The organism is Mucilaginibacter sp. A5337 (assembly GCF_059690695.1).
On record NZ_JCAWEC010000003.1, the window covers coordinates 284980 to 306303 of the forward strand.

Sequence of the window (21324 nt, forward strand, 5' to 3'; positions counted from 1 at the left end):
TGCCGTTTTGTTTAATATTTATATTTTTGGGCAAAAATTTAGCCTGTGGAAGTAATAAAAAGCATAATCGACTTTGTACTGCATATTGATAAGCACCTTGTGCAAATAACCAGCACTTACCAGGGGTGGACCTACCTTATCCTGTTCCTGATCATTTTTGCCGAAACAGGTTTAGTTATCTTTCCTATTCTTCCCGGCGATTCACTGCTGTTTGCTGCAGGCGCCCTTATTGCCGGCGGTAATTCTGGTTTGGATATCTGGGTATTGGGCCTCATTTTAATTGCTGCAGCTTTTATTGGTAATACAGTAAATTATTTTGTTGGCAATTATCTCGGCGTTAAAGTATTTAAAGAAGAAAACAAGGTTCTGAAACTGGAATACTATCTTAAAACACAGGCCTTTTTTGATAAACATGGTGGCAAAGCGGTTATCTTTAGCCGGTTTATGCCCATCATTCGTACCATAGCACCTTTTGTGGCAGGAGTTGGTAAGATGCCTTTTTTAAGATATAGCCTTTACAATATCATAGGCGGCGCTTCATGGATCATTGTATTCCTGTTTGCAGGCTATAAATTAGGCCAGGTAGATATCATAGCGAAAAACTTTTCGCTGGTAGGGGTGATCATTATCCTGGTATCGATATTACCGCCAATTTTTGCTGCTGTAAAAGGCCGCACGGCCAAGAATCCGGCTTAATCATAAAATTATTATTCCTTGATGCTGTTAATTGATAGCATCAAGGATCATAGTTCCCATCAGTTTTTCGCCTCGATAGGTTTCGGATTTAACAAAACGGCCGAGCTTTGGACTATACCACTCGGTTACGTGAAAGTTAAAGGGAATGCCAATGCCCATCATTTTCATTTTGGTAGTAGCGTCATAACTTATTTGTAAACAGTCAAAGCTGCCTGCATTGGTAGTTATGGTTTCGGCTTGCCCCACTTTGCGGTTTTTAATATCCATTTGCAGGTTGGCCATTTGTGCGCCGCCACTTCCCATATCAATAGTAACTGAGCCATCATCTAAAGTTTGCCCGGCGTGCATATCGGTAGGGTAAGTGAGGTACTTAGCTTCGCCACTTACCTGCATATTGCCTTTCATGTTTGCGGCGGGGACAAATGATTTCATATCTACCTTTATGGTATTGCCGTCGCATATCATTTCAGAATCGCCGCTACCTATAGGTTTTCCATTTTTGTCGTTTATTTCGGCGTGTACTGTAACCGTTGTGGCATCTTTTTTAGTAGTAGTATAAACGGCGGTCATCTGTTGTTTGCCTTTGGCATCCTGGTTTACATAGGTAAGCTTTTTGCCGTTAACGTTGTTTACAAACTGGCTGCAATTTTGGGCGAGACCTATTTTACAAATAAGCATAAATAGCAGCACTATTAACTTTTTCATAGCATAATAATTTAATGTGGATGGTTTACGCTAAGTTGAGAGAAAAGCAATGCCGAAACAATGTTGCTACTACCCGTTTTAGTTTCGGGTTTTACGCTATTAGTGGTTAGTTACCAGTACTTTGCCTGACCGATACATCAGTTCCTCTTGCTGAAGCTGAACCTTTTGCTCATCCGTTAAAGGCTTTGCGATAAGCTTATTCAGATCCGGCTGCCCGGCATCAACCCAGGCCGAATACCAAAAACTTCCTACAGAAAGTATAGACGCCTGCATTTGTCTCACTACCATCCCCTTCAGCATTTTGTGATAAGCTAGGCTATAGGCGGCAGAGTAATCATTGATTTGTTTTTTACCATGCTGCACCAACTCGTATTTTTTATCCTGCGGATAGGTTTTATTTAGGATACGTTCAAATCGTAAAACAGTATCAACTTGTTTATAAGTAGCCTTGCAGATACGGAACGCCTCATTAAGTGGGTTATCTACATAGTGGGCCTTGCCAACGAAGTAGTTATAATGATCGGCAAATAATTCGGGCAGGCGGCTTTCCCAAAGGGCGTGGATACCGGTTTGCCCGGTGAGCTGGCCGTTATAGTTTTGGGTGAGGTGCAGTGGCACATGGGCATCGGCAATATAATGCCCTAAGTATGCCGAAGCATTAAGTATATCGGTAGTATCATGCGCCTTGAAGGCCCGCACCAGCCTGTAATATTGGTATTGAATAGCCCAAGGAACAGTGCCGTATTTAATGACGGTATCTTTGGAGTATTTGGTAACGGCGTCCTTCCACTTTTTAGGCATGGTCTCAAATGGCTTTTTGCCATAATGGTCGGCATCAAAGAAATGGCGTGGCGCTTCGGACGAGTCGACATAGCGGCGTTTATCCGGACTAACGGCATGTTCGGTTATGTAACCGATATTGGCCTTGTAGAAACCGGCCATGGCCTTAGGCAGCGTGAAAACAGCCAACCGGTTGATGCGGTAATGCGCAAAGAACCCCCATGATGAGCATAACATGATTAAACAGATACCTGTTATGCTTAAAATTATACGGCGGTTCATGAAGGTAAAGATGCAATTTAAAGAGGGAGTTTTAATTACAAATTGTACTTCTCTCTCAATTGGCTGCTTACTTTATTGGCGTCATCAATAATACTCTCCGGAAATCCGACACCTTTTAATACTGCGATGCCATTTCGGTTTTTAAGCAGGCCTTCTTTGATTTTATAATCAAATACCAGCCGGTTGTCACCAATTACTTCCTCAAAAGAGAAAACTTTATAATCACTGCCCAGCAGTTCGGCCAGCTCCAGATCGTGTGTTGATACAAACACGAAGCTTTGATTTTGAATAAGATAGGTCAATACTGCTTTTGCTGCGGCTATCCGTTCGATGGTATTTGTGCCCCTGAAAATTTCGTCGATGATCACGAGGCTGTTAACGGGTTTGCTGGCCATAGCCTGGGTAACTATATTTTTAACTGCCAATGCCTCGGCCTGGAAGTAGCTTTTGTTGTCGCCCAGATCATCCATCATATCAATGCTGGTAAATATTTTAAGCGGTGGGGCATGGTAAACTGTAGCAAAACTGGTATTAATAGTTTGTGACAGCAGAGTATTGATAGCGATGGCCCTTATGAAAGTGGTTTTGCCCGACATATTGGAGCCGGTTACCAAAACACCCCGGGCGTTATCGATAGAAATGGAATTTGATACACAGTTTTCAATGAGGGGGTGATAAAGATCGTTAATAATGATATTGGTATTGCCGGTTGTTAGCTGCGGTATGCAATAATGAGCTGCACCATCCCGTACCGATTGGATAGCAATGGCAACATCTACTTCGGCAACCGCTTCGTAAATAACTTTTATATCAGTAAGATATTTGTTCACCTTGCTGATGGATTTTATAAACACCAGCGGCTCAACAAGGAGGAACATTTTCAACCATTCGGTTACCAGGTAATAAATATCGGTAGGGTCAATAGTTGCTTTGTTTTGCAGGGTAATATAATTTAACGACTTTTTGAGTTTACCCATGTTAGCCATGCTTAGATTTATGTTTTCATTATCCCTGAGCAGGTTGTGGTTTTTAAGCCAGTTTGATACCTTGAATAAAACCAGCAGTTGTGGTAATGAGTGCGTGTAATTCAGCATCTGGGTTTTATTGCTATAGTGAATAACTACATTGGCTATCATTAAAACCAGCAATAGCATAAACATAAATTGATTGGGGATTATAAAAAGGCTGAATGCTACCCCGGTGATCAAAAATGGTGCTATGCTGATATAAAAATTACCGATGGCCGGAAATATAGAATAGTGTGGTTTCCCGAAGAGTTCGGGCAGGTAATAGGCATCATTATTTCCTAATTCGGATAGTTTAAGTTCCGCGTTTTCTCTCAGTTCCTTATTAGCTGTCGCAAGCTTTATTCGTTGTTCAAGTGTTTCAAAATAATCAGCTGAAATTTGTGGTGAATGCAACTGCTTATATAAGTATTGCTGACCAGGTTTAGAGTTGGTGCGGTCGATGTATTCAAATACGCCGTCGATATCCAGATCTGTGGCGGTATCTGCCGAGATTTCACTTGCGCCGCCATAAGCTGTTAAATAACTGCTGATCGGTTTGAAGTTTCTGCCGGCTATTATAGGCTTGCCCCAGCGTTCCTTTATTTCGGCAAGTTTCTTTTTTTGTTGGGATTTGCTTTTTAAATGGCTTATTAAGATAAATATAAAAGGCAGCAGTATGACGATAATGATCCAATATATCATGTGTGAATGTAGTATTAGTAAGCTGTTGTTGCTTATTAGATAATACCCGCATGTAATTGTTTCATCGATACGAAATAATGTTGAGCTTACAATCTCCCCGAATAAACTTTGGTATCGTAATTAATAACTATCACACCATCCTGCTGATATTTATCAAAAAGAGCCTGTAAATCATCGATCATTGGCTGGGAGCCTATATCCTCGCGCGTAGGCATATACGATGACGAAAGCAGCCGGCCTTTCAATCCTTCAAAATCGAATACCTGTTTATTAGAAAATACCTCTAGGTGGACTGGTTCGGGGTTAAAGAAAGCCGCAATATGTTCGGTATCGATGTTGCGGTGATCAACCTTTACATAATCATTGCCATGTTTTATGATAAGTTGATCGTATTCCTGTTCAAATGCTGAGGTTGTTTTTCTTTCATTCCAGATGAGGGCAACGATGCCATTCGGTTTCAGGATCCTTTTAAATTCGGTACGGGTCTTCTCTGCATCAAACCAATGAAAAGCCTGCCCCGCTATAACTGCATTAACTGTGCTGCTTTTAATACCTGTGTTTTCGGCAGTACCATTTTGGGGGATAAAACCATGATATGAACCAATTAGTTCTATTGCTTTTTCGCGCATCTCCAGGTTAGGTTCAATAGCAATTACCCGGTAACCCTTTTTTAAAAATAATTCGGTTGAGATTCCTGTGCCGGCGCCAATATCGGCAATAAGCTTGTCTTGCGTTAAACCATAAGTGTCATGTAAAAACTTAACAATCCCGTCGGGATAACCGGGACGGTATTTTACATAATCTTCAACCCGGTTGCTAAACCTGGTGGTGCTGTTGGTAACCATGATGCAATAGTTTTATGTTAATTAACGCCGCAAAAATCATTGTGTTGTATGAACACTTTATGAATAGTAAGTTAACAGGTTATTAAATAGCATGCCCAGCAGGTTGTAAGGTTGCAGGTAATCCTTCACATTATCAATTCAATTACATTGAAATTTAAATCAAAAAACCACTTGCATATTAAATTTAATCACCCTATATTTGCAGTCCTTAAAATAAGTAGAAAAGAATAACAAGCTATACGAGATGGCAAATCATAAATCATCATTAAAAAGAATTAGGGCAAACGCTGCGAAGCGTCTGCGTAACAGGTACCAGGCTAAAACAACCAGGAACGCTATTAAAAAATTAAGAAACACTACTACCAAAGCTGATGCAACTGCATTGTTGGGTAAAGTAATTTCTATGCTTGATCGTTTAGCTAAAAAGAACGTTATTCACAAAAACAAAGCTTCGAACAATAAATCAAAGCTTACTAAATTTGTTAACGGCTTAAGCTAATCTTAGCTTTTAAAATATACCGAAGGGGATGGCGTACCAACGCTATCCCTTTTTTTGTTTGGTGCTTTTTCATACTTTAATGCCGTGGAAAACTATGAAAGCAAGATCAGTATTAAGTCATGGGCCGAGGAAGACCGCCCTCGCGAAAAGCTAAGCGGACAGGGACGCCGTGCCCTTACCGATGCCGAATTGATAGCGATATTGATTGGCTCGGGCAGCCGTACCGAAACCGCGGTTGAGCTGAGCAAGCGTATCCTGTATCACTATGATAATGATCTGAACAAGCTTGGCAAGGCTTCAATAACCGAGCTATCCAAATTTAAAGGGATAGGAGAGGCCAAGGCTATATCTATTATTGCAGCGTTGGAGATAGGTCGCCGCCGTAATGAATCTGAGTCGGGAGCTATAGAGATGATCACATCAAGCAGGGATGGCTACAATGTGATGCGCCGGCACCTGATGGATCTGAACCATGAAGAGTTTTGGATCATATTACTGGGGCGTTCCAATAAAGTGTTAGGAAAGGAGCTGATCAGCAAGGGTGGCTTATCAGCTACGGTGTGCGATCCCAAGATCATTTTTTACTCGGCCCTGCAATACCAGGCCAGTGGATTGATCCTGGTTCACAACCACCCGTCGGGCAACCTGAAACCAAGTAACGAAGATATCCAACTTACCAAAAAAATAAGCGCCGCCGGCAGGATGCTCGACATCGGTGTGTTTGACCATTTGATCATTACCGATGGCGGCTATTTCAGTTTGGCCGATGAAGGGATGATGTAATTTTGATTTGAAGATTTGAAAATGAGGCAATTTGAAAATTAATACATTGTTTTCAAATCTTCAAATTAGATTAATTTTCAAATAAAATACCTTTTACCTTTCGCCTTTAACCTTTCAGCCTAAATCGTATCTTTGCCGATTATCATTTCGGACTAATGAAAATATCTTATAACTGGCTTAAAGAATTTATTGATACTGATAAAACGCCCCAGGAAATTTCAATCATCCTCACCGGCACCGGTTTGGAGGTTGAAAGTCTGGAGAAAGTGCAGGCTGTTCCCGGCGGACTGGAAGGCCTGGTGATTGGTTACGTAAAGGAATGTGTTGACCATGCCAATTCTGATCACCTGCATGTTACCAAAGTTGATGTGGGCGGCGAGGAAGACTTACAAATTGTTTGCGGTGCTGCTAACGTAGCTGCCGGACAAAAAGTGGTGGTTGCTGTGGTTGGCTCAACCGTTTACCCAACCAGCGGTGAGCCTTTTGCTATCAAAAAATCAAAGATCAGGGGTGAAGAATCTCACGGGATGATCTGTGCCGAAGATGAAATAGGTTTAGGAACCAGTCATGCCGGTATTATGGTATTGCCTGAGGATGCGCCTGTAGGTACTCCGGCTAAAGAATACTTCAAGCTGAACGACGATTACATGTACGAGATTGGCTTAACCCCTAACCGTGCTGATGCGGCTTCGCATTTAGGTACTGCAAGGGATATTGCCGCTTTCCTGAAAATAGGTATCCACAAGCCGGATGTAAGTGCATTTAAAGTTGATAATACCAACCGTACTATTAAGGTGGTAGTGGAGAACGAGCAGGCATCGCCGCGTTACTCTGGTTTAACTGTCAGCGGTGTTGAGGTTAAAGAGTCGCCGCAATGGTTAAAGGAGCGTTTAGCTGTTATCGGCATCCGTGCTATCAATAACATTGTAGACGTTACCAACTATGTGTTGCATGAGCTTGGTCAGCCCTTACATGCTTTTGATGCGGATGAAATAACCGGGAACGAGGTATTGGTGAAAAACTATGCTGAAGGCACAGTGTTCAAAACACTTGATGAGGTTGACAGAAAATTATCTGCCGATGACCTGATGATTGGTAATGCCGAAGAGCCTATGTGTATAGCAGGTGTTTTTGGCGGCGCAAAATCGGGCGTTAAGGAATCAACCAAGAATATTTTCCTGGAGAGTGCTTATTTCAACCCGGTATCAGTTCGTAAAACTTCAAAAAGGCATGGTTTAAAAACCGATGCTTCATTCAGGTTTGAGCGTGGTACAGATCCGGATATGACAGTTTTTGCGTTGAAACGTGCTGCATTATTAATTCAGCAGGTGGCAGGCGGTGAGGTATCGTCAGAAATTTCTGATCACTACCCTGCTCCGGTTGCACCGTTTGCTGTAGAGATCACCTATAACACTATTGATAAACTGATTGGTAAAAAGATTGGCAATGATGAGATCAAAGGCATCATCACGGCGCTTGATATTAAGATAGTGAATGAAACTGCGGATTCATTATCGTTACAAGTGCCGCCATATCGTGTGGATGTTACCCGCGATGTGGATGTGGTTGAAGAGATCCTGAGGATTTATGGTTATAACAACATCGAGATCCCAACACAGATCAGGGCGTCGTTAAATAACTCCACTCGCCCGGAGAAAGATACCGTTCAAAACCAGTTATCTGATTTGCTTAGCGCGAATGGCTTTAACGAGATCCTGGCTAACTCGCTTACCAAATCCGCTTATTCTGATAACCTGGATACGGCCGTTAAGATCCTGAATCCTTTAAGCAGTGATTTGGATGTAATGCGCCAAACATTGCTATACTCTGGTTTGGAAGCTATCGCTTATAATCAGAACCGCCGTAGCTCGGATCTGAAATTTTATGAGTTTGGTAAGGTGTACAGCGTTAAGGATGATAAATACATCGAAACGCAACGTTTCAGCATTTTCATTACAGGGGCTAATGCCGGTGAGCAATGGAACCAGAAATCGAAGCCGGTATCATTCTACAATATCAAGGCTGTAGTTGATGGCATTTTACAACGCCTTAACATCAGTAACTTCACCGTTGAGGATGCAACCTGCAAAAAAATGTCGTTTGGCATTCAATACATGTTAAACGGCAAGCAATTGGTGAAATTTGGCTCGGTTGCAGCTGCTTCATTGAAAAAGGCAGATGTTGATAAAGAGGTATTTTACGCCGATTTCAATTTCGACCTTGTATTGGCCGCTATTCGTAAAAACAAGATTGTTTACCAGGAAGTTTCCAAATTTCCCGCTGTAAGGCGCGACCTGTCTATGCTGATAGATCAAAGCGTATCATTTGGCCAGTTGAAACAAATTGCGCAGCGTACCGAGCGTAAATTGCTGAAGGAAGTTGATGTGTTTGATGTTTACCAGGGCGATAAGCTGCCGGCAGGTAAAAAATCATATGCCTTGAGCTTTATCATTCAGGACATTGAAAAAACGTTAACGGATAAGGCAATTGATTCTATTATGCAGAAATTAATTTATAATTTAGGAAAAGAAGCCGGAGCGGAGATCAGGAAGTAATTTCGGATTTCGGAATTTCGATTTCGGATTTAGTGAGAAGGTTGAATTATTTAATTAATAAATTAGTATTTCAATTATTTGCAAACTCACTAACCACTAATTTAATAATTCACTAATTAAAAAGATGCCTTCTTTAGCAGAGCAGTTAAATAAAATTGTAGATAAAACCGAGCGCCTGATTGAACTGTGCGCTGCTTTGCAGGAGGAAAATGACCTTTTAAAACTGGAGAGCGAGGCCCTTACAGTAGCCCTTAATGCCAGTAAGGCCAAGACAAAAGAACTGGAAGAAAAATTAAAAGTTGTTAAAGTTGCCAAGTCTTTTTCTGAAACAAATGAAAAAAGTGTTGACATTAAGCAAAAAATTAACGACTTTGTGCAGGAAATAGATAAGTGTATTGTATTATTGAAAAAATAGTACAAAAAGTGAAAAGCTCAAATGGGAGAAATCTCAATAAAAATAAATATTGCTGACCGCGTTTACCCCTTAAAGGTGAACATGGAGGAAGAAGAAATAATACGCAGGGCGGCTAAGCTGATCAACGACCGGATAAAAGAATATCAAGAAAATTATGCGGTTAGGGATAAGCAGGATTTACTTTCAATGTGTGTGCTGCATTACGCAACATCATCATTGAAGGCTGAAAAGAAAGTTACCGTAGAAGATACTGAGGTAACCGAAAAGGTTTATCATTTAGATCATTTGTTGACAGAGTTTTTTTCGAAGTAATAATCGTTCTTTATATAATATACATACAGAGCACATTAAGATTTAACCGCAGTTAAATTTTAGGTTTCACTATTAAAAACTTAACGCTTCAATATTAAGCGGATCAAGAGGCATGCGTTAGTTGCGATTAACGTTAACCAACCCATGGTCCCCAATATCCGAAATGAAGTTTTAAATACATGATACTTAAATTTAGTTGCGGTTTTTTTATTTACATATACATAACACCACCAAACCTAAAATGGACATATTACTATACGTTATCATCGGCCTGCTTGTAGGCGCCATAATTGGCGTTTTGATAGGCCGCTTCCTGCTCCGCAAATTGTTTAAAGACCAGGAAGCCTCGGCTCAGAATAAAGTGAAAAAGATTTTAAAGGATGCTGAAAACAATGCCGAGATCCTGAAGAAAAACAAACTGCTTGAAGCCAAAGAGAAGTTTTTACAAATGAAAGCTGAGCATGAGCAGGAAGTGAACAATAAAAACAATGCTATAAATCAGCGCGAAAACACGATCAAGCAAAAAGAACAGTCACTTAACCAGCGCATGGAAAACGTTAACCGTAAGGAAAACGAGCTTGACAACACACGTAAAAATCTTGAAAAACAAACCGAGATAGTTGTTAAAAAGCAAGACGAGGTTGAACATCTTAAAAATCAGCACATTCAACAATTGGAAACCATTGCCGGTTTATCTGCTGATGATGCTAAAAATCAGCTGGTGGATACCCTGCGCGAAGAAGCCCGTACAAAAGCGATGATCCAGATCAAGGATATTGTTGACGAGGCTAAACTTACGGCTACTAAAGAGGCTAAGAAAATAGTTATCCAAACTATTCAGCGTACCGCTACTGAAAGTGCTATTGAAAACACGGTATCGATCTTCAATATCGAAAACGATGAGATCAAAGGCCGTATCATCGGTCGTGAAGGCCGTAACATCCGTGCTTTGGAAGCTGCCACCGGTATCGAGATCATTGTTGATGATACCCCTGAGGCTATTATTCTTTCGGGCTTTGACCCGGTAAGGCGCGAAATAGCCCGTTTGGCTATGCACCGTTTAGTTACCGACGGTCGTATCCACCCGGCCCGTATCGAGGAGGTTGTTGCTAAAACTAAAAAGCAGATCGAGGAAGAGATTGTTGAAATAGGCGAGCGCACGGTAATTGACCTTGGTATTCATGGATTACACCCTGAGCTGATCCGTATGGTGGGTCGTATGCGTTACCGTTCATCATACGGGCAAAATCTGTTACAGCACTCGCGCGAGGTTGCAAACTTCTGCGCTACCATGGCTGCCGAACTTGGTTTAAATGTTAAAATGGCTAAACGTGCCGGCTTACTGCACGATATTGGCAAAGTGCCTGATGATAACCCGGAACTGCCGCACGCTATTTTGGGTATGCAGCTGGCCGAAAAATATAAAGAGCACCCTGAAGTTTGCAATGCTATAGGCGCCCACCACGATGAAATTGAGATGACTTCAATGCTGTCGCCGATAATTCAGGCTTGTGATGCTATATCAGGTGCCCGTCCGGGTGCCCGCCGTGAGGTTGTTGAAAGCTACATCAAACGTTTAAAAGAACTGGAGGAACTGGCATTGTCATATCCGGGTGTGGAGAAAACCTTTGCGATACAGGCCGGCCGTGAACTGCGTGTTGTTGTTGAAAGCGAAAAGATCAGCGACGCACAATCGGAAGTATTGGCTGCTGATATCTCAAACAGGATTCAGACAGAAATGACCTATCCTGGCCAAATTAAAGTTACCGTTATCAGGGAAACCCGTTCGGTAGCCTTTGCCAAGTAATCATTATAAAATTAAACAAAACCCTTTCGGCATAAAAACTGAAAGGGTTTTTTATTTTTACAGCGTGACCGCAAAAACATCAAATAATAAACAGAAAGCAGCAGTTAAAACTACCGCAAGTACCGATGAACGCCCTGCTGACCGTTATTTCAGGGAGTATGAAGAAGCCCACCAGGAAAAGGTTAACCAGGTTATACATTATATATGTATCCCAACTTTAGCATTTAGCATATTTGGACTGATCTGGTCAATCCCGTTTCCGCATTTAGCTTTCCTTGGTGTTTATAATGGATATTTTAACTGGGCATCCTTCGTGATAGCCATCGCTATCTATTTTTATTTAAAGCTCTCGCCAATTATATCTTACTTTATCTTATTTATTTTATTGGGTTTTAGTTATGGTATAATGGAGCTCGTGGCCTGGCAACAAGCCGGGGGGCCTGCCATGTGGTCATTATGCATTTCTGTATTTATTCCTTCGTTATCCGCCTTGCTAATAGGTAACAGCCGCGAACCACTATATGAAAAAAATGGGCTCAATATCAGGTCATTAGTTATTGCACCTGCATACCTGTTAAATCAATTGCTTAATAAGCTGAGAATCAAAAGTTGATCTTGTCTATCAATATATTAAGCATTTGTTAAAAAGCTAATTATCATCGGTTGCATTGGTAGCTAATAGCGTCGGATTTTTAGCTTTAATGTACATAGTTGTGTAATTTATGCGCAATCAGTAATTGAGGAAAAAATTAACATTATGCTATTGGGTGTTTTTGTATCTTTCTGATGTTCAGTTTTTTGTGTTTTTAATCGAAGGCTATTATGTTAAGCAAAAAAGAAATTATTAAGCAGTTGTTAATATAATAATCTGATGTTAATGTAAACTTAACATTGATGGGGCAATTTTGTGCAATAAAAACTCACAAATGAAAAAGCTCTACTTTATTATTTTAACACTAATAATTATTGGGGTTGGGGGCGTCGCAAACGCTCAGATCACTACCTCGGTACTTGTTGGTAAAGTTACAGATCAGAAAGGTGCTACACTTCCGGGTGTAACCATTACTGTACTTAATACCAGCACAGGTACCAGGTATGGTGCACAAACCAATGCCGAAGGCCGTTTCTCGGTTAATAACATTAACCCGGGCGGTCCTTACACCGTAACCGCTACTTTTATCGGTTATAAAAAAGACGAAAAAAGCGATCTTACCCTTCAATTGGGTAACGCAACTTTAAACTTTGTACTGCAGGACGAAACTACTACCCTGCAAGAGGTTAAAGTAAAAGCGTCTGCAGGCCCTGCAAAAACTGGTGCAAGTACCCGTATTGGTCAAAACCAAATCCGTACTGCTCCTTCAATTAACCGCAGCTTACAGGATTTAACAAGAAATACCCCTCAAAGCAATAACAACTCGTTTCAGGGTACCAACTACCGTTACAATAACGTAACGCTTGATGGTGCTATAAATAACGATGCAATTGGTTTCAGCCCTTCATTAGGCGGTCAAAACAACGCTTCAGGCCAGGTTGGTAGCAGTACACGTACAAGCCCTATCTCTCTTGACGCTATCCAGGATATCCAGGTTTATGTTGCTCCTTACGATATCAAAATTGGTAACGTATTAGGTGGTAGTATCAACGCTGTAACCCGTAGCGGTACAAATGATTTCTCAGGCGCAGTTTATGGTTATGGCCGTGGATCATTCATGGTAGGTGCTAACAATGCCAAAGCTGCTTTAGGTGGCGATGGTTCAAAACTTAGCGATTTCCATGATTACCAAAGTGGTATCCGTTTAGGTTTCCCAATCATTAAAAATAAATTATTCTTCTTTACCAATGAAGAGATTGCCCGCAGGCAGGACCCTGTTATCCGCGGTCTTGATCACAATGGTTCGGCTAATATCTTAAGCCAGGCCGACGGTGATAAATTGGTTGCCGCATTTAAATCATTTACCGGCGGTCTTGATCCTGGTACATACAACAACACTACGATATTCTCTAATTCAAACAAGTACTTTAACCGTTTAGATTGGAATATCGATGATCACAACCAGTTAACCATCCGTAACAATACTATCAGCTCAAAAGCTACAAACTTAGAGCGTGATCAGCAGAACTTCCGTTTCAGCGGTATCGATTATACTTCTCACAACAACTCAACTTCAACAGTTGCGGAATTGAAATCAAGGTTTTCAGGTAACTTGAGCAATAGCCTGGTATTAGGTTACTCTGCTGTTCATGATTATCGTGACCCTAACTCAAACCCGGCGTTACCTCAGATCGAGATCACCGGTCGTACCCCTGGTACAACTATATTCATGGGTACCGACCGTGAGGCTGCTATCTTTGATATGCACCAGAAAACTGCTGAGTTTACTGATAACTTAACCTGGACAAAAGGAAAACATACGTTTACATTTGGTACTCACAACGAGTTTTATAATATCACTTATAACTTCGTAAATGCGTGGAACGGTCGTGTGGCTTATAGCAGCATTGAAAACTTTATTGCTAACAACCCTTCACGTATACGTGCAAACTTCAATTACACAGATAATACACGTGATTATATCTTAGCGCACCCTTCGGCTCAGTTTAAAGTTAACCTGCTGAGTTTATATGGACAGGATGATATTCAGTTAACTGATAACTTCAAATTGACTGTAGCTTTACGTGCTGATTATGCAGGTGTGCCAAACAAACAACCATTAAGCGATAAAACAACTAACGCTCCGGTTGATCCAAACTACGGTACCACTTATACTTATACCAAACCAAAAGATATCAAACAAAATTACCTGGGTAACATAGAGTGGAACCCCCGTGTATCATTTAACTATGATGCCAATGGTGATCAAAGCGTTATTTTACGTGGTGGTAGCGGTTTCTTCACTGGCCGTGTTCCTTTTGCATGGTTTGGCTACGCGTTTTACAATAACGGTGCTACTTATGGTGCTTATGATAAAAAACCATCAGCTACATCTCCGATTACTCCGGGTACCAACCCTATTCAGGCACCTCCTAATGGTGGTTTAAACTTTGTTAATCAACAAGGTAACTTTAATACCGGTGCTACTGGTTCTACCCAGGTGGATATGATTGATAATAACTTCAAAATGCCACAGGTATGGAGAAGCAGCTTAGCAGTTGATTATACAACTGATAACCAATGGAAATTTACTGTTGAAGGTATCTATACCAAAGTTATTCATGACTTGAAATTTCAGCAGGTAAATACCAAGGATAGTGTAACTTATTATCCTTATGATACCCAGCACCAACAGCCGATATTCATCAACAAGGGTATCAACTCAAAATATACCAATGCTTATTTGTTATCAAATACCAGCGAAGGTTATCGTTACAGTGCAACTGCACAAGTAGCAAAATTCACTCAGTTTGATCCACAAAGTGCATTAAACTTCTCAGTTGCCTATACCTACGGACACTCTAAAGACGTTACCAATGGTATCCGTAACTCAATGGAGTCAAACTGGCAGTTGAACCAGGCTTTGAATCCTAACAATCCGGGTTTAGCTAATTCAAACTTTGATATCCGTCACCGTATCGTATCAAACGTGAATTTCAAACACGATTGGGATGCCGGACACAACTACACAGCTAACTTTACTTTCTTCTTTAGCGCGCAAAGTGGTAACCCATACACTTATGATACCTATCCAAACGCTATCGACGGGACAGGTCAGCAATTAAGCCTGGCTTACATCCCTACCAGAGACGAAACAGCTAAGATGATTGTTGATCAGGTAAAAAATGGTGTAGTGGTACAAACTGCTGCACAACAGGTAGCTGCGTTTGATGCATTTATTGATGGCGACAAATATTTAAGTTCACGTCGTGGCAAGTTTACAGAACGTAATGCTGCTTTCACTCCATGGAATAATCAATTAGACTTCCGCTTTACTCAAGACTTCAAATTTGGTAACGGTAAACACAAACAGATGATCACATTTACTTATGATATCATCAACCTTACCAACTTATTGAACAAGAGCTGGGGACAATATTATTTCTCGGCAAATACTTTCAACTCTTCGGCAAGTGTTGGTTTAACACCTGTTAGTACTTTGCCAGGAACTGCTACTGGTCCGGCTTTTGTTAAAAACGGTAATGTTACATCATACCCAACCTACAATTTTTCCAACCCAGGTTTACCATACTCAGTTGATTTGTTCGCTTCACGCTGGCAAATGCAATTTGGTGTACGTTACAGCTGGTAATTGTAAAACAAAATATGGTTAATGAAAACGCCCCCGATGAATATTGGGGGCGTTTTGTTTTGGGTAACGATTTGATTGCCGCCATAAAAAAAGAGAGACAAGCTTGCTGGTGTCTCTCTTTCTTTTAGATTGAAGATTTACTATAAATTTTTCCCCAATTTATCCAGTATATCCTGCGGTACCTTTTCAAGGTCAAGAACGAGGAAGCCATCCAAACAATCGGCAAATTTAGGGTCGATATTGAAGCTGATGATTTTTGCATTCAGGGCGATGTACTGGCGCAATAATACAGGAACCTTCATGTTACGGGTTTCTACTTCAGATATCAGGTTGTCGAGCCCTTTAAAACTGTCTTCGCCGGCCATCAGCAGGTCGGTATCAATTTTGGCAAAATCAACCTTGAATTTTTTGCGCGGTTTAACATATTGCGCCATTTCATGATCAAAGTGATTGCGATTGATATAATCGACAATAAGCGATTTGGAAAATTTAGAAAACGAGTTGCTGATGCTTACCGGGCCTATCAGATAACGATAGCGTGGGTTATCAATCAAGAATTTGAGGATACCTTTCCATAGTAAGAATAACGGTAAAGGCTTGGTTTGATACTCCTTGCGGATCCATGAGCGGCCCAGTTCCAGGCTTCGGCGCAATACGGGTATAAACTGGGTTTTTAGCTTAAATAACTCATTTACATAGAATCCTTTTTTGCCTACACTGTAAAATATTTCGTCGCCCAAACCAATTCGATAAGCTCCGACTATGCGTTTGGCTTCGAAATCCCATATAAAAAGGTGATGATAATAAATATCATATTCATCAAGGTCGATGGCTTTGTTTGTCCCTTCGCCAACTTCGCGGAAAGTGATTTCGCGCAGCCTGCCTATTTCCCGTATCACGTTGGGGATGCTTGAGGTTGGTACGATAAACACTTCGTAATTTTTCTCGGTCCAAACTTTATAGGTTTCGCGTAGCGGTTCTATCTCCTGTTCAAGAATAGCGCTATCTATTTCGGGTGTAATCTCCTCTGCATCACGTTTAATTTTAAACAGGTTACGCGGGCTGAATATCTTCTTTTCCTCTTCTAAACCTGTACCCAAAGCATAGGTACGGGCGCGTAAAAAATTAAGAAGTTTAGTACTATTATTATAGTCGGGGATATCGGTTACATTAATGGGTTTCCCTATCCGTAGTTTAATGGTATGCCCATGTTTGTTAAATAACTCTGATGGCAACTTAGCCGTACGCAGGGTAGGGTGCAGCAAACTGAGGAAGTTAAATAACAGACCGTTATTGCCATGGAAATAAATAGGAACCACCGGTACTTTGGCTTTGGCAATGATCTTACCTACAACAGGGTGCCACATACGGTCGGTTACCTGTTTTTGCTCTACCTTAAAGGTTGATACCTCGCCGGCCGGGAAAATACCGATGGGAGTGCCCTGGTTCAATAGCTCGAGTGTATTTTTTAAACCGCTTATGCTTGATGAATGCTCAACGTTTTCAAAAGGATTTACAGCTATAAAATAATCGGCAAGATTAGGGATTTTTTTTAGCAGGAAGTTGGCCATCAGCTTTGAATCTGGGCGGGCCATGCACAGGATTTTTAATAATACCATGCCCTCAATACCTCCGTAGGGATGATTGGCTATGGCTATAAAGCTACCTTCTTTAGGTATGTTACGCAGCTCGCGCTCATCAAATTCAATATCAATGCCGCAGCCTTCTAATATAGCATCAACAAACTCAGGGCCTTGTTTGGGTTGTGCCTGGGCAAAAAGATCGTTAACCTGGTTTATCTTCATTAACTCCATCAATAAAGCGGCCAGGCCCGGCATTTTCAACTTATCCAGTTTGGTGGCTTTGGCAAACTCTTCGGTGGTTATAACTTTCATTGTTTATAAGCAGTATGTTTAACAAATAAATATCCTAAATTTTTATTTAATTTAACGCCGGTAACGTATATAAATGAGGCTGCAAATTAAAAACTACCTGTCTGTCACAAAAAAAGAGTGGAACGGAATGGTAGTATTGATTATTTTAATAGCGATGGTGCTGTTGGCCCCTTATGTGTACCAGGCAAGCCACAAAGATAATACAATAAATTTTAAGGCTTTTGATAAAGCGACAGTTGGAACTGATAAAACAGGCAGTATTATAGCTGATGATAGCGCTTTTACGGGTGATAGTCGTATTCCACCTGCTGTTCTCTTCAAATTTAACCCGAACCATCTACCACTTGCCGATTGGGTAAAACTAGGCCTCACCGAACATCAGGCCGTGGTTGTTAAACATTATGAAGAAAAAGGCGGGCTTTTCTTTACCAAAGGAGATGTACAAAAAATGTACAGTATTAGTCCGGCCGAATACAAGCGTCTTGAGCCGTATATTGACCTGCCCGATGGACCTGCTTATCACGTAAACAAAGTTAAACCGGGCGAAACAATAGAAATTAACACCGCCGACTCGGCAAGGCTTACAATGATCCATGGGATTGGCCCCGCATTTGCCCGGCGTATTGTACACTATCGCGAACGGGTTGGTGGCTTTTACAATAAAGAGCAGTTAAAAGAGGTTTACGGCATCGACGAGGAAAAGTATAACCAGATCAGGGCTGATATTGCTGTTGATGGCAGGCATATCATTAAAGTGAATATTAACACAGCCACATTTAGCGAGCTTAAGCGCTTCCCTTATCTAAGCTATAAACAAATGGATGCCGTTATTGCTTATCGTGATGAGCATGGTAATTACAATACCTTGACCGATCTGAAAAATATTGCCATACTTAATGACGGAATTTTGCGTAAAATTGGGCCTTATTTAGTTTTCAAATGATAGCCCAGCAAATAAAAGCAGCCATAAGGGACATTCCCGATTTTCCGAAACCTGGAATTATTTTTAAAGATATTACCCCGATACTTAAAGATCCCGAACTGTGTGAAAACATTATCGACGCTTTTGTTGAGCAATTAAAGGGCACCCGCATTGATGCAGTGGCCGGTATAGAAAGCAGAGGTTTTTTATTTGGCCTTACATTGGCTACCAAGTTGGGCGTTCCTTTTGTTCCGGTACGCAAGGCCGGTAAGCTGCCATTCACCATAAAACAAAAAGCATATAAGCTGGAATACGGTACAGCCACGATTGAATTACACACCGATGCCTTTGAACCCGGTCAGCATATATTATTACATGACGATTTGCTGGCTACCGGCGGTACAGTGACTGCAGCCAGTGAACTTATTAAGGAAATGGGCGGCGTAGTTGCCGGTTTTTCATTTGTAGTTGGGCTTGGATTTTTGAATGGCCGGGAGCGTATAACGCCTATTTGCGATAAACTGGTGGTGCTGGCCGATTATTAATTGTAACATTTATAGTATTTTTACTATTTTGTAAGAGGCCTTTTCGGCGGATTTAAGCTTATAATGACGTAATTGTAAGGTGCTGATTATTAAGTATGTTTTTTTTGATCAGTTTTATGAATATGGGCGTTGCCTGCGGCCCGTGCTATGCGCTCATACGGCACAGGCATTATCCGTTGGCTAACGGACGGTATCCGCTCCTATCACTAACGCGGCCGCCGCACACCATCTCTGAATTATATTTTATACGTCATTACGTTTTTTTCAGGAGGGCCTGATGGTTACTCGTAAAGACGCTAAGGCGCAAAGTAAGAGGGAGATATGAGGTATTAAATGAAAGCCCGTGCGCCGGCTGCGTTAGGGATAGCAGTGAAAAGCCCGCAGCGTGCGGAGGCTTGCGTAAAGGTAAGGCGAGGACTTGTAACGGAGAGCCCGGGCCGAAGGCAACGCCATGAATGCTATCTTAATTTGTAGTTCTTGGCTTAATCCTCGAAAAGTATTGTCTATTAATTTCTTCTACCCGAAATTTCTCTATTTCGATTAATCCTATAATTTCACACATATTTTTAAGATAACAGGTATCTGAGTGTGAAAAAATGAAGATTTGTATTCCCCACATCGATAAATTCATGAAAATATTTTCAACCAATTTTTGCATCCTAAAACCACCCTATTTCAACTAAACCTATAATTCATACCCGATACCAAATTGTTCTTGATTTGCAGTGTTTTATGGGCAAACCAATCTCATTTTTTATACGTTATTTTGTTGTAACCAATTATAAAATGTATGGATGCTATGTTAACTGATACCCAGTCAACCGGTGGGTATGATTTTGCTATGAACGAAAATCAGCAAATGGTTGGCCAAATGGCTAAGGACTTTGCCGAACGTTATATTAAGCCTAATGTAATGGAGTGGGACGAGGCCCAAAATTTCCCTATCGATTTATTTAAACAACTGGGTGAGCTTGGCATGATGGGGGTTTTTGTGCCCGAGCAATACGGCGGCTCGGGTTTTGGCTATTTTGAGTACGTTACCGTAGTAAGTGAGATAGCCAAAGTTTGTGGCGCTATCGGGTTATCGGTAGCAGCCCATAATTCGCTTTGCACCGGGCACATCCTGGCTTTTGGCAATGAAGAGCAGAAACTTAAATGGCTCCCTAAACTGGCTACCGCCGAATGGCTTGGTGCCTGGGGACTTACCGAGGCCAATACAGGATCAGATGCGTTGGGAATGAACACTACTGCTGTTTTGGATGGCGATCATTATGTAGTTAACGGCTCAAAAAACTGGATAACCCATGGCAAATCGGGCAACGTGGCCGTGGTGATGGTGCGTACGGGCAACAAAGGCGATTCGCACGGAATCTCGGCGCTGGTTATTGAGAAAGGTACGCCGGGATTTACCCATGGCAAAAAAGAAAACAAGCTCGGCATGCGTGCTTCGGAAACCACCGAACTTATTTTTGATAACTGCCGCGTACCTAAAGAGAACCTGTTGGGTGTTGAGGGTGAAGGTTTTAAGCAGGCGATGAAGGTGCTGGATGGCGGCAGGATTTCGATAGCGGCCCTTTCATTAGGGATTGCTAAAGGAGCTTTTGAAGCAGCAGTAGCATATGCCAAAGAGCGCCGGCAGTTTGGACAGCCTATCAGCAATTTCCAGGGTATAGCATTTAAACTGGCCAATATGGCCACAGAAATTGAAGCTGCCGAACTGCTGATTATGCAGGCTGCAGATTTGAAGAACCGTCATCTGCCGGTGACCAAACAATCGGCTATGGCTAAATATTTTGCTTCTGAAGTGGCGGTGCGTACAGCTACAGAAGCTGTACAGATTTTCGGCGGTTATGGCTATACCAAGGATTTCCCGGTTGAGAAATTTTACCGTGATGCTAAACTTTGTACTATAGGAGAGGGGACAAGTGAAATCCAGAAAATAGTGATCAGCAGGGAAGTGTTAAAAGGATAAATAATGGTCAAAAGAGCCTGACAGAAGACAATTTTACGATCGTCTTTTGTCAGACTTGTGTCATTTAGTATGCAGTTAAAGACCATTTATAGTGGTTTTTATCACGTAAATATATTGTTACATCGATTTTTAAAGCATTAAAACATGATTTTGGTAATGTTTTTTTAAGCTTTTTCATTGAAATAATCTCTTCTTCGGAGCAGCTCGGCGAACTTTTTTCGCCAAAATTCGCCGGATTTTACAAGTCCGGATGCCCCGATTTTTCTAACTAACCTATCGTTACAGTTAATTTTATTGCGGTTTGATATACAGAGGCTTATAAAGCAAATTAGGAAAATGCCTCGCGCATTTTCCTAAT

General features: G+C 41.3%; 17 protein-coding genes. 12 read left to right on the top strand and 5 right to left on the bottom strand.

Annotated elements, in window-relative coordinates:
• Nucleotides 1-45 precede the first annotated feature (45 nt).
• Nucleotides 46-696: a VTT domain-containing protein gene (locus AC59JO_RS11160; protein WP_413666285.1), complete on the top strand. Its 651-nt coding sequence runs from the start codon at nucleotides 46-48 to the stop codon at nucleotides 694-696.
• Nucleotides 697-723: 27 nt separating this feature from the next.
• Here the strand turns inward: AC59JO_RS11160 and AC59JO_RS11165 are convergent, their stop codons facing one another.
• From AC59JO_RS11165 to AC59JO_RS11180, 4 genes are all read right to left on the bottom strand, one after another.
• Nucleotides 724-1401, bottom strand: coding sequence for a TapB family protein (locus tag AC59JO_RS11165; RefSeq protein WP_497305347.1), 678 nt, complete (start codon nucleotides 1399-1401; stop codon nucleotides 724-726).
• Between the two features lie 99 nt (nucleotides 1402-1500).
• Nucleotides 1501-2463 carry a zinc dependent phospholipase C family protein gene (locus AC59JO_RS11170; RefSeq protein ID WP_497305349.1) on the bottom strand — a complete coding sequence of 321 codons (963 nt, stop codon included), beginning with the start codon at nucleotides 2461-2463 and terminating at the stop codon, nucleotides 1501-1503.
• Between the two features lie 35 nt (nucleotides 2464-2498).
• Complete coding sequence (locus AC59JO_RS11175) at nucleotides 2499-4172, bottom strand: MutS-related protein (protein ID WP_497305351.1); 1674 nt, start codon at nucleotides 4170-4172, stop codon at nucleotides 2499-2501.
• A gap of 86 nt (nucleotides 4173-4258) precedes the next feature.
• Complete coding sequence (locus AC59JO_RS11180; RefSeq protein ID WP_497305352.1) at nucleotides 4259-5017, bottom strand: class I SAM-dependent methyltransferase; 759 nt, start codon at nucleotides 5015-5017, stop codon at nucleotides 4259-4261.
• 244 nt (nucleotides 5018-5261) lie between these two features.
• On the opposite strand from AC59JO_RS11180, the gene rpsT reads away from it, so the two are divergent.
• The 8 genes from rpsT to AC59JO_RS11220 all read left to right on the top strand — a co-directional run bounded on the left by rpsT (nucleotide 5262) and on the right by AC59JO_RS11220 (nucleotide 15632).
• Nucleotides 5262-5516 carry a 30S ribosomal protein S20 gene (gene rpsT / locus AC59JO_RS11185; RefSeq protein ID WP_112572690.1) on the top strand — a complete coding sequence of 85 codons (255 nt, stop codon included), beginning with the start codon at nucleotides 5262-5264 and terminating at the stop codon, nucleotides 5514-5516.
• 84 nt (nucleotides 5517-5600) lie between these two features.
• Entirely contained in the window at nucleotides 5601-6299 is a 699-nt protein-coding gene (gene radC / locus AC59JO_RS11190; protein ID WP_497305354.1) for a RadC family protein, read from the top strand.
• A gap of 155 nt (nucleotides 6300-6454) precedes the next feature.
• Entirely contained in the window at nucleotides 6455-8854 is a 2400-nt protein-coding gene (gene pheT / locus AC59JO_RS11195; protein ID WP_497305356.1) for a phenylalanine--tRNA ligase subunit beta, read from the top strand.
• Nucleotides 8855-8978: 124 nt separating this feature from the next.
• The gene (locus AC59JO_RS11200; RefSeq protein ID WP_091173696.1) at nucleotides 8979-9269 is read left to right on the top strand and encodes a hypothetical protein; all 291 of its coding nucleotides are present in this window, start codon (nucleotides 8979-8981) and stop codon (nucleotides 9267-9269) included.
• A gap of 21 nt (nucleotides 9270-9290) precedes the next feature.
• Nucleotides 9291-9581: a cell division protein ZapA gene (locus AC59JO_RS11205; protein WP_090529762.1), complete on the top strand. Its 291-nt coding sequence runs from the start codon at nucleotides 9291-9293 to the stop codon at nucleotides 9579-9581.
• Between the two features lie 241 nt (nucleotides 9582-9822).
• Nucleotides 9823-11388 (top strand): ribonuclease Y, encoded by a 1566-nt coding sequence (gene rny, locus AC59JO_RS11210; RefSeq protein ID WP_497305359.1) that lies wholly within the window; start codon nucleotides 9823-9825, stop codon nucleotides 11386-11388.
• 64 nt (nucleotides 11389-11452) lie between these two features.
• Nucleotides 11453-12001 (top strand): Mpo1-like protein, encoded by a 549-nt coding sequence (locus AC59JO_RS11215; RefSeq protein WP_413666293.1) that lies wholly within the window; start codon nucleotides 11453-11455, stop codon nucleotides 11999-12001.
• A gap of 313 nt (nucleotides 12002-12314) precedes the next feature.
• Nucleotides 12315-15632, top strand: a complete 3318-nt coding sequence (locus tag AC59JO_RS11220) for a TonB-dependent receptor (RefSeq protein WP_413666294.1) — start codon at nucleotides 12315-12317, stop codon at nucleotides 15630-15632.
• 140 nt (nucleotides 15633-15772) lie between these two features.
• Here AC59JO_RS11220 and AC59JO_RS11225 read toward each other — a convergent pair whose 3' ends face one another.
• Nucleotides 15773-17527, bottom strand: coding sequence for a bifunctional lysophospholipid acyltransferase family protein/GNAT family N-acetyltransferase (locus tag AC59JO_RS11225; protein ID WP_497305362.1), 1755 nt, complete (start codon nucleotides 17525-17527; stop codon nucleotides 15773-15775).
• 73 nt (nucleotides 17528-17600) lie between these two features.
• Between AC59JO_RS11225 and AC59JO_RS11230 the strand changes: the two genes are divergently transcribed.
• From AC59JO_RS11230 to AC59JO_RS11240, 3 genes are all read left to right on the top strand, one after another.
• The gene (locus AC59JO_RS11230; RefSeq protein WP_413666296.1) at nucleotides 17601-18470 is read left to right on the top strand and encodes a ComEA family DNA-binding protein; all 870 of its coding nucleotides are present in this window, start codon (nucleotides 17601-17603) and stop codon (nucleotides 18468-18470) included.
• Entirely contained in the window at nucleotides 18467-18994 is a 528-nt protein-coding gene (locus AC59JO_RS11235; RefSeq protein WP_413666297.1) for an adenine phosphoribosyltransferase, read from the top strand. The genes AC59JO_RS11230 and AC59JO_RS11235 overlap by 4 nt, the downstream gene beginning before the upstream one ends.
• A 790-nt stretch (nucleotides 18995-19784) precedes the next feature.
• On the top strand, nucleotides 19785-20966 hold the full coding sequence (locus AC59JO_RS11240; RefSeq protein ID WP_497305364.1) for an acyl-CoA dehydrogenase: 1182 nt from the start codon (nucleotides 19785-19787) through the stop codon (nucleotides 20964-20966).
• The last annotated feature ends 358 nt before the right edge of the window (nucleotides 20967-21324 follow it).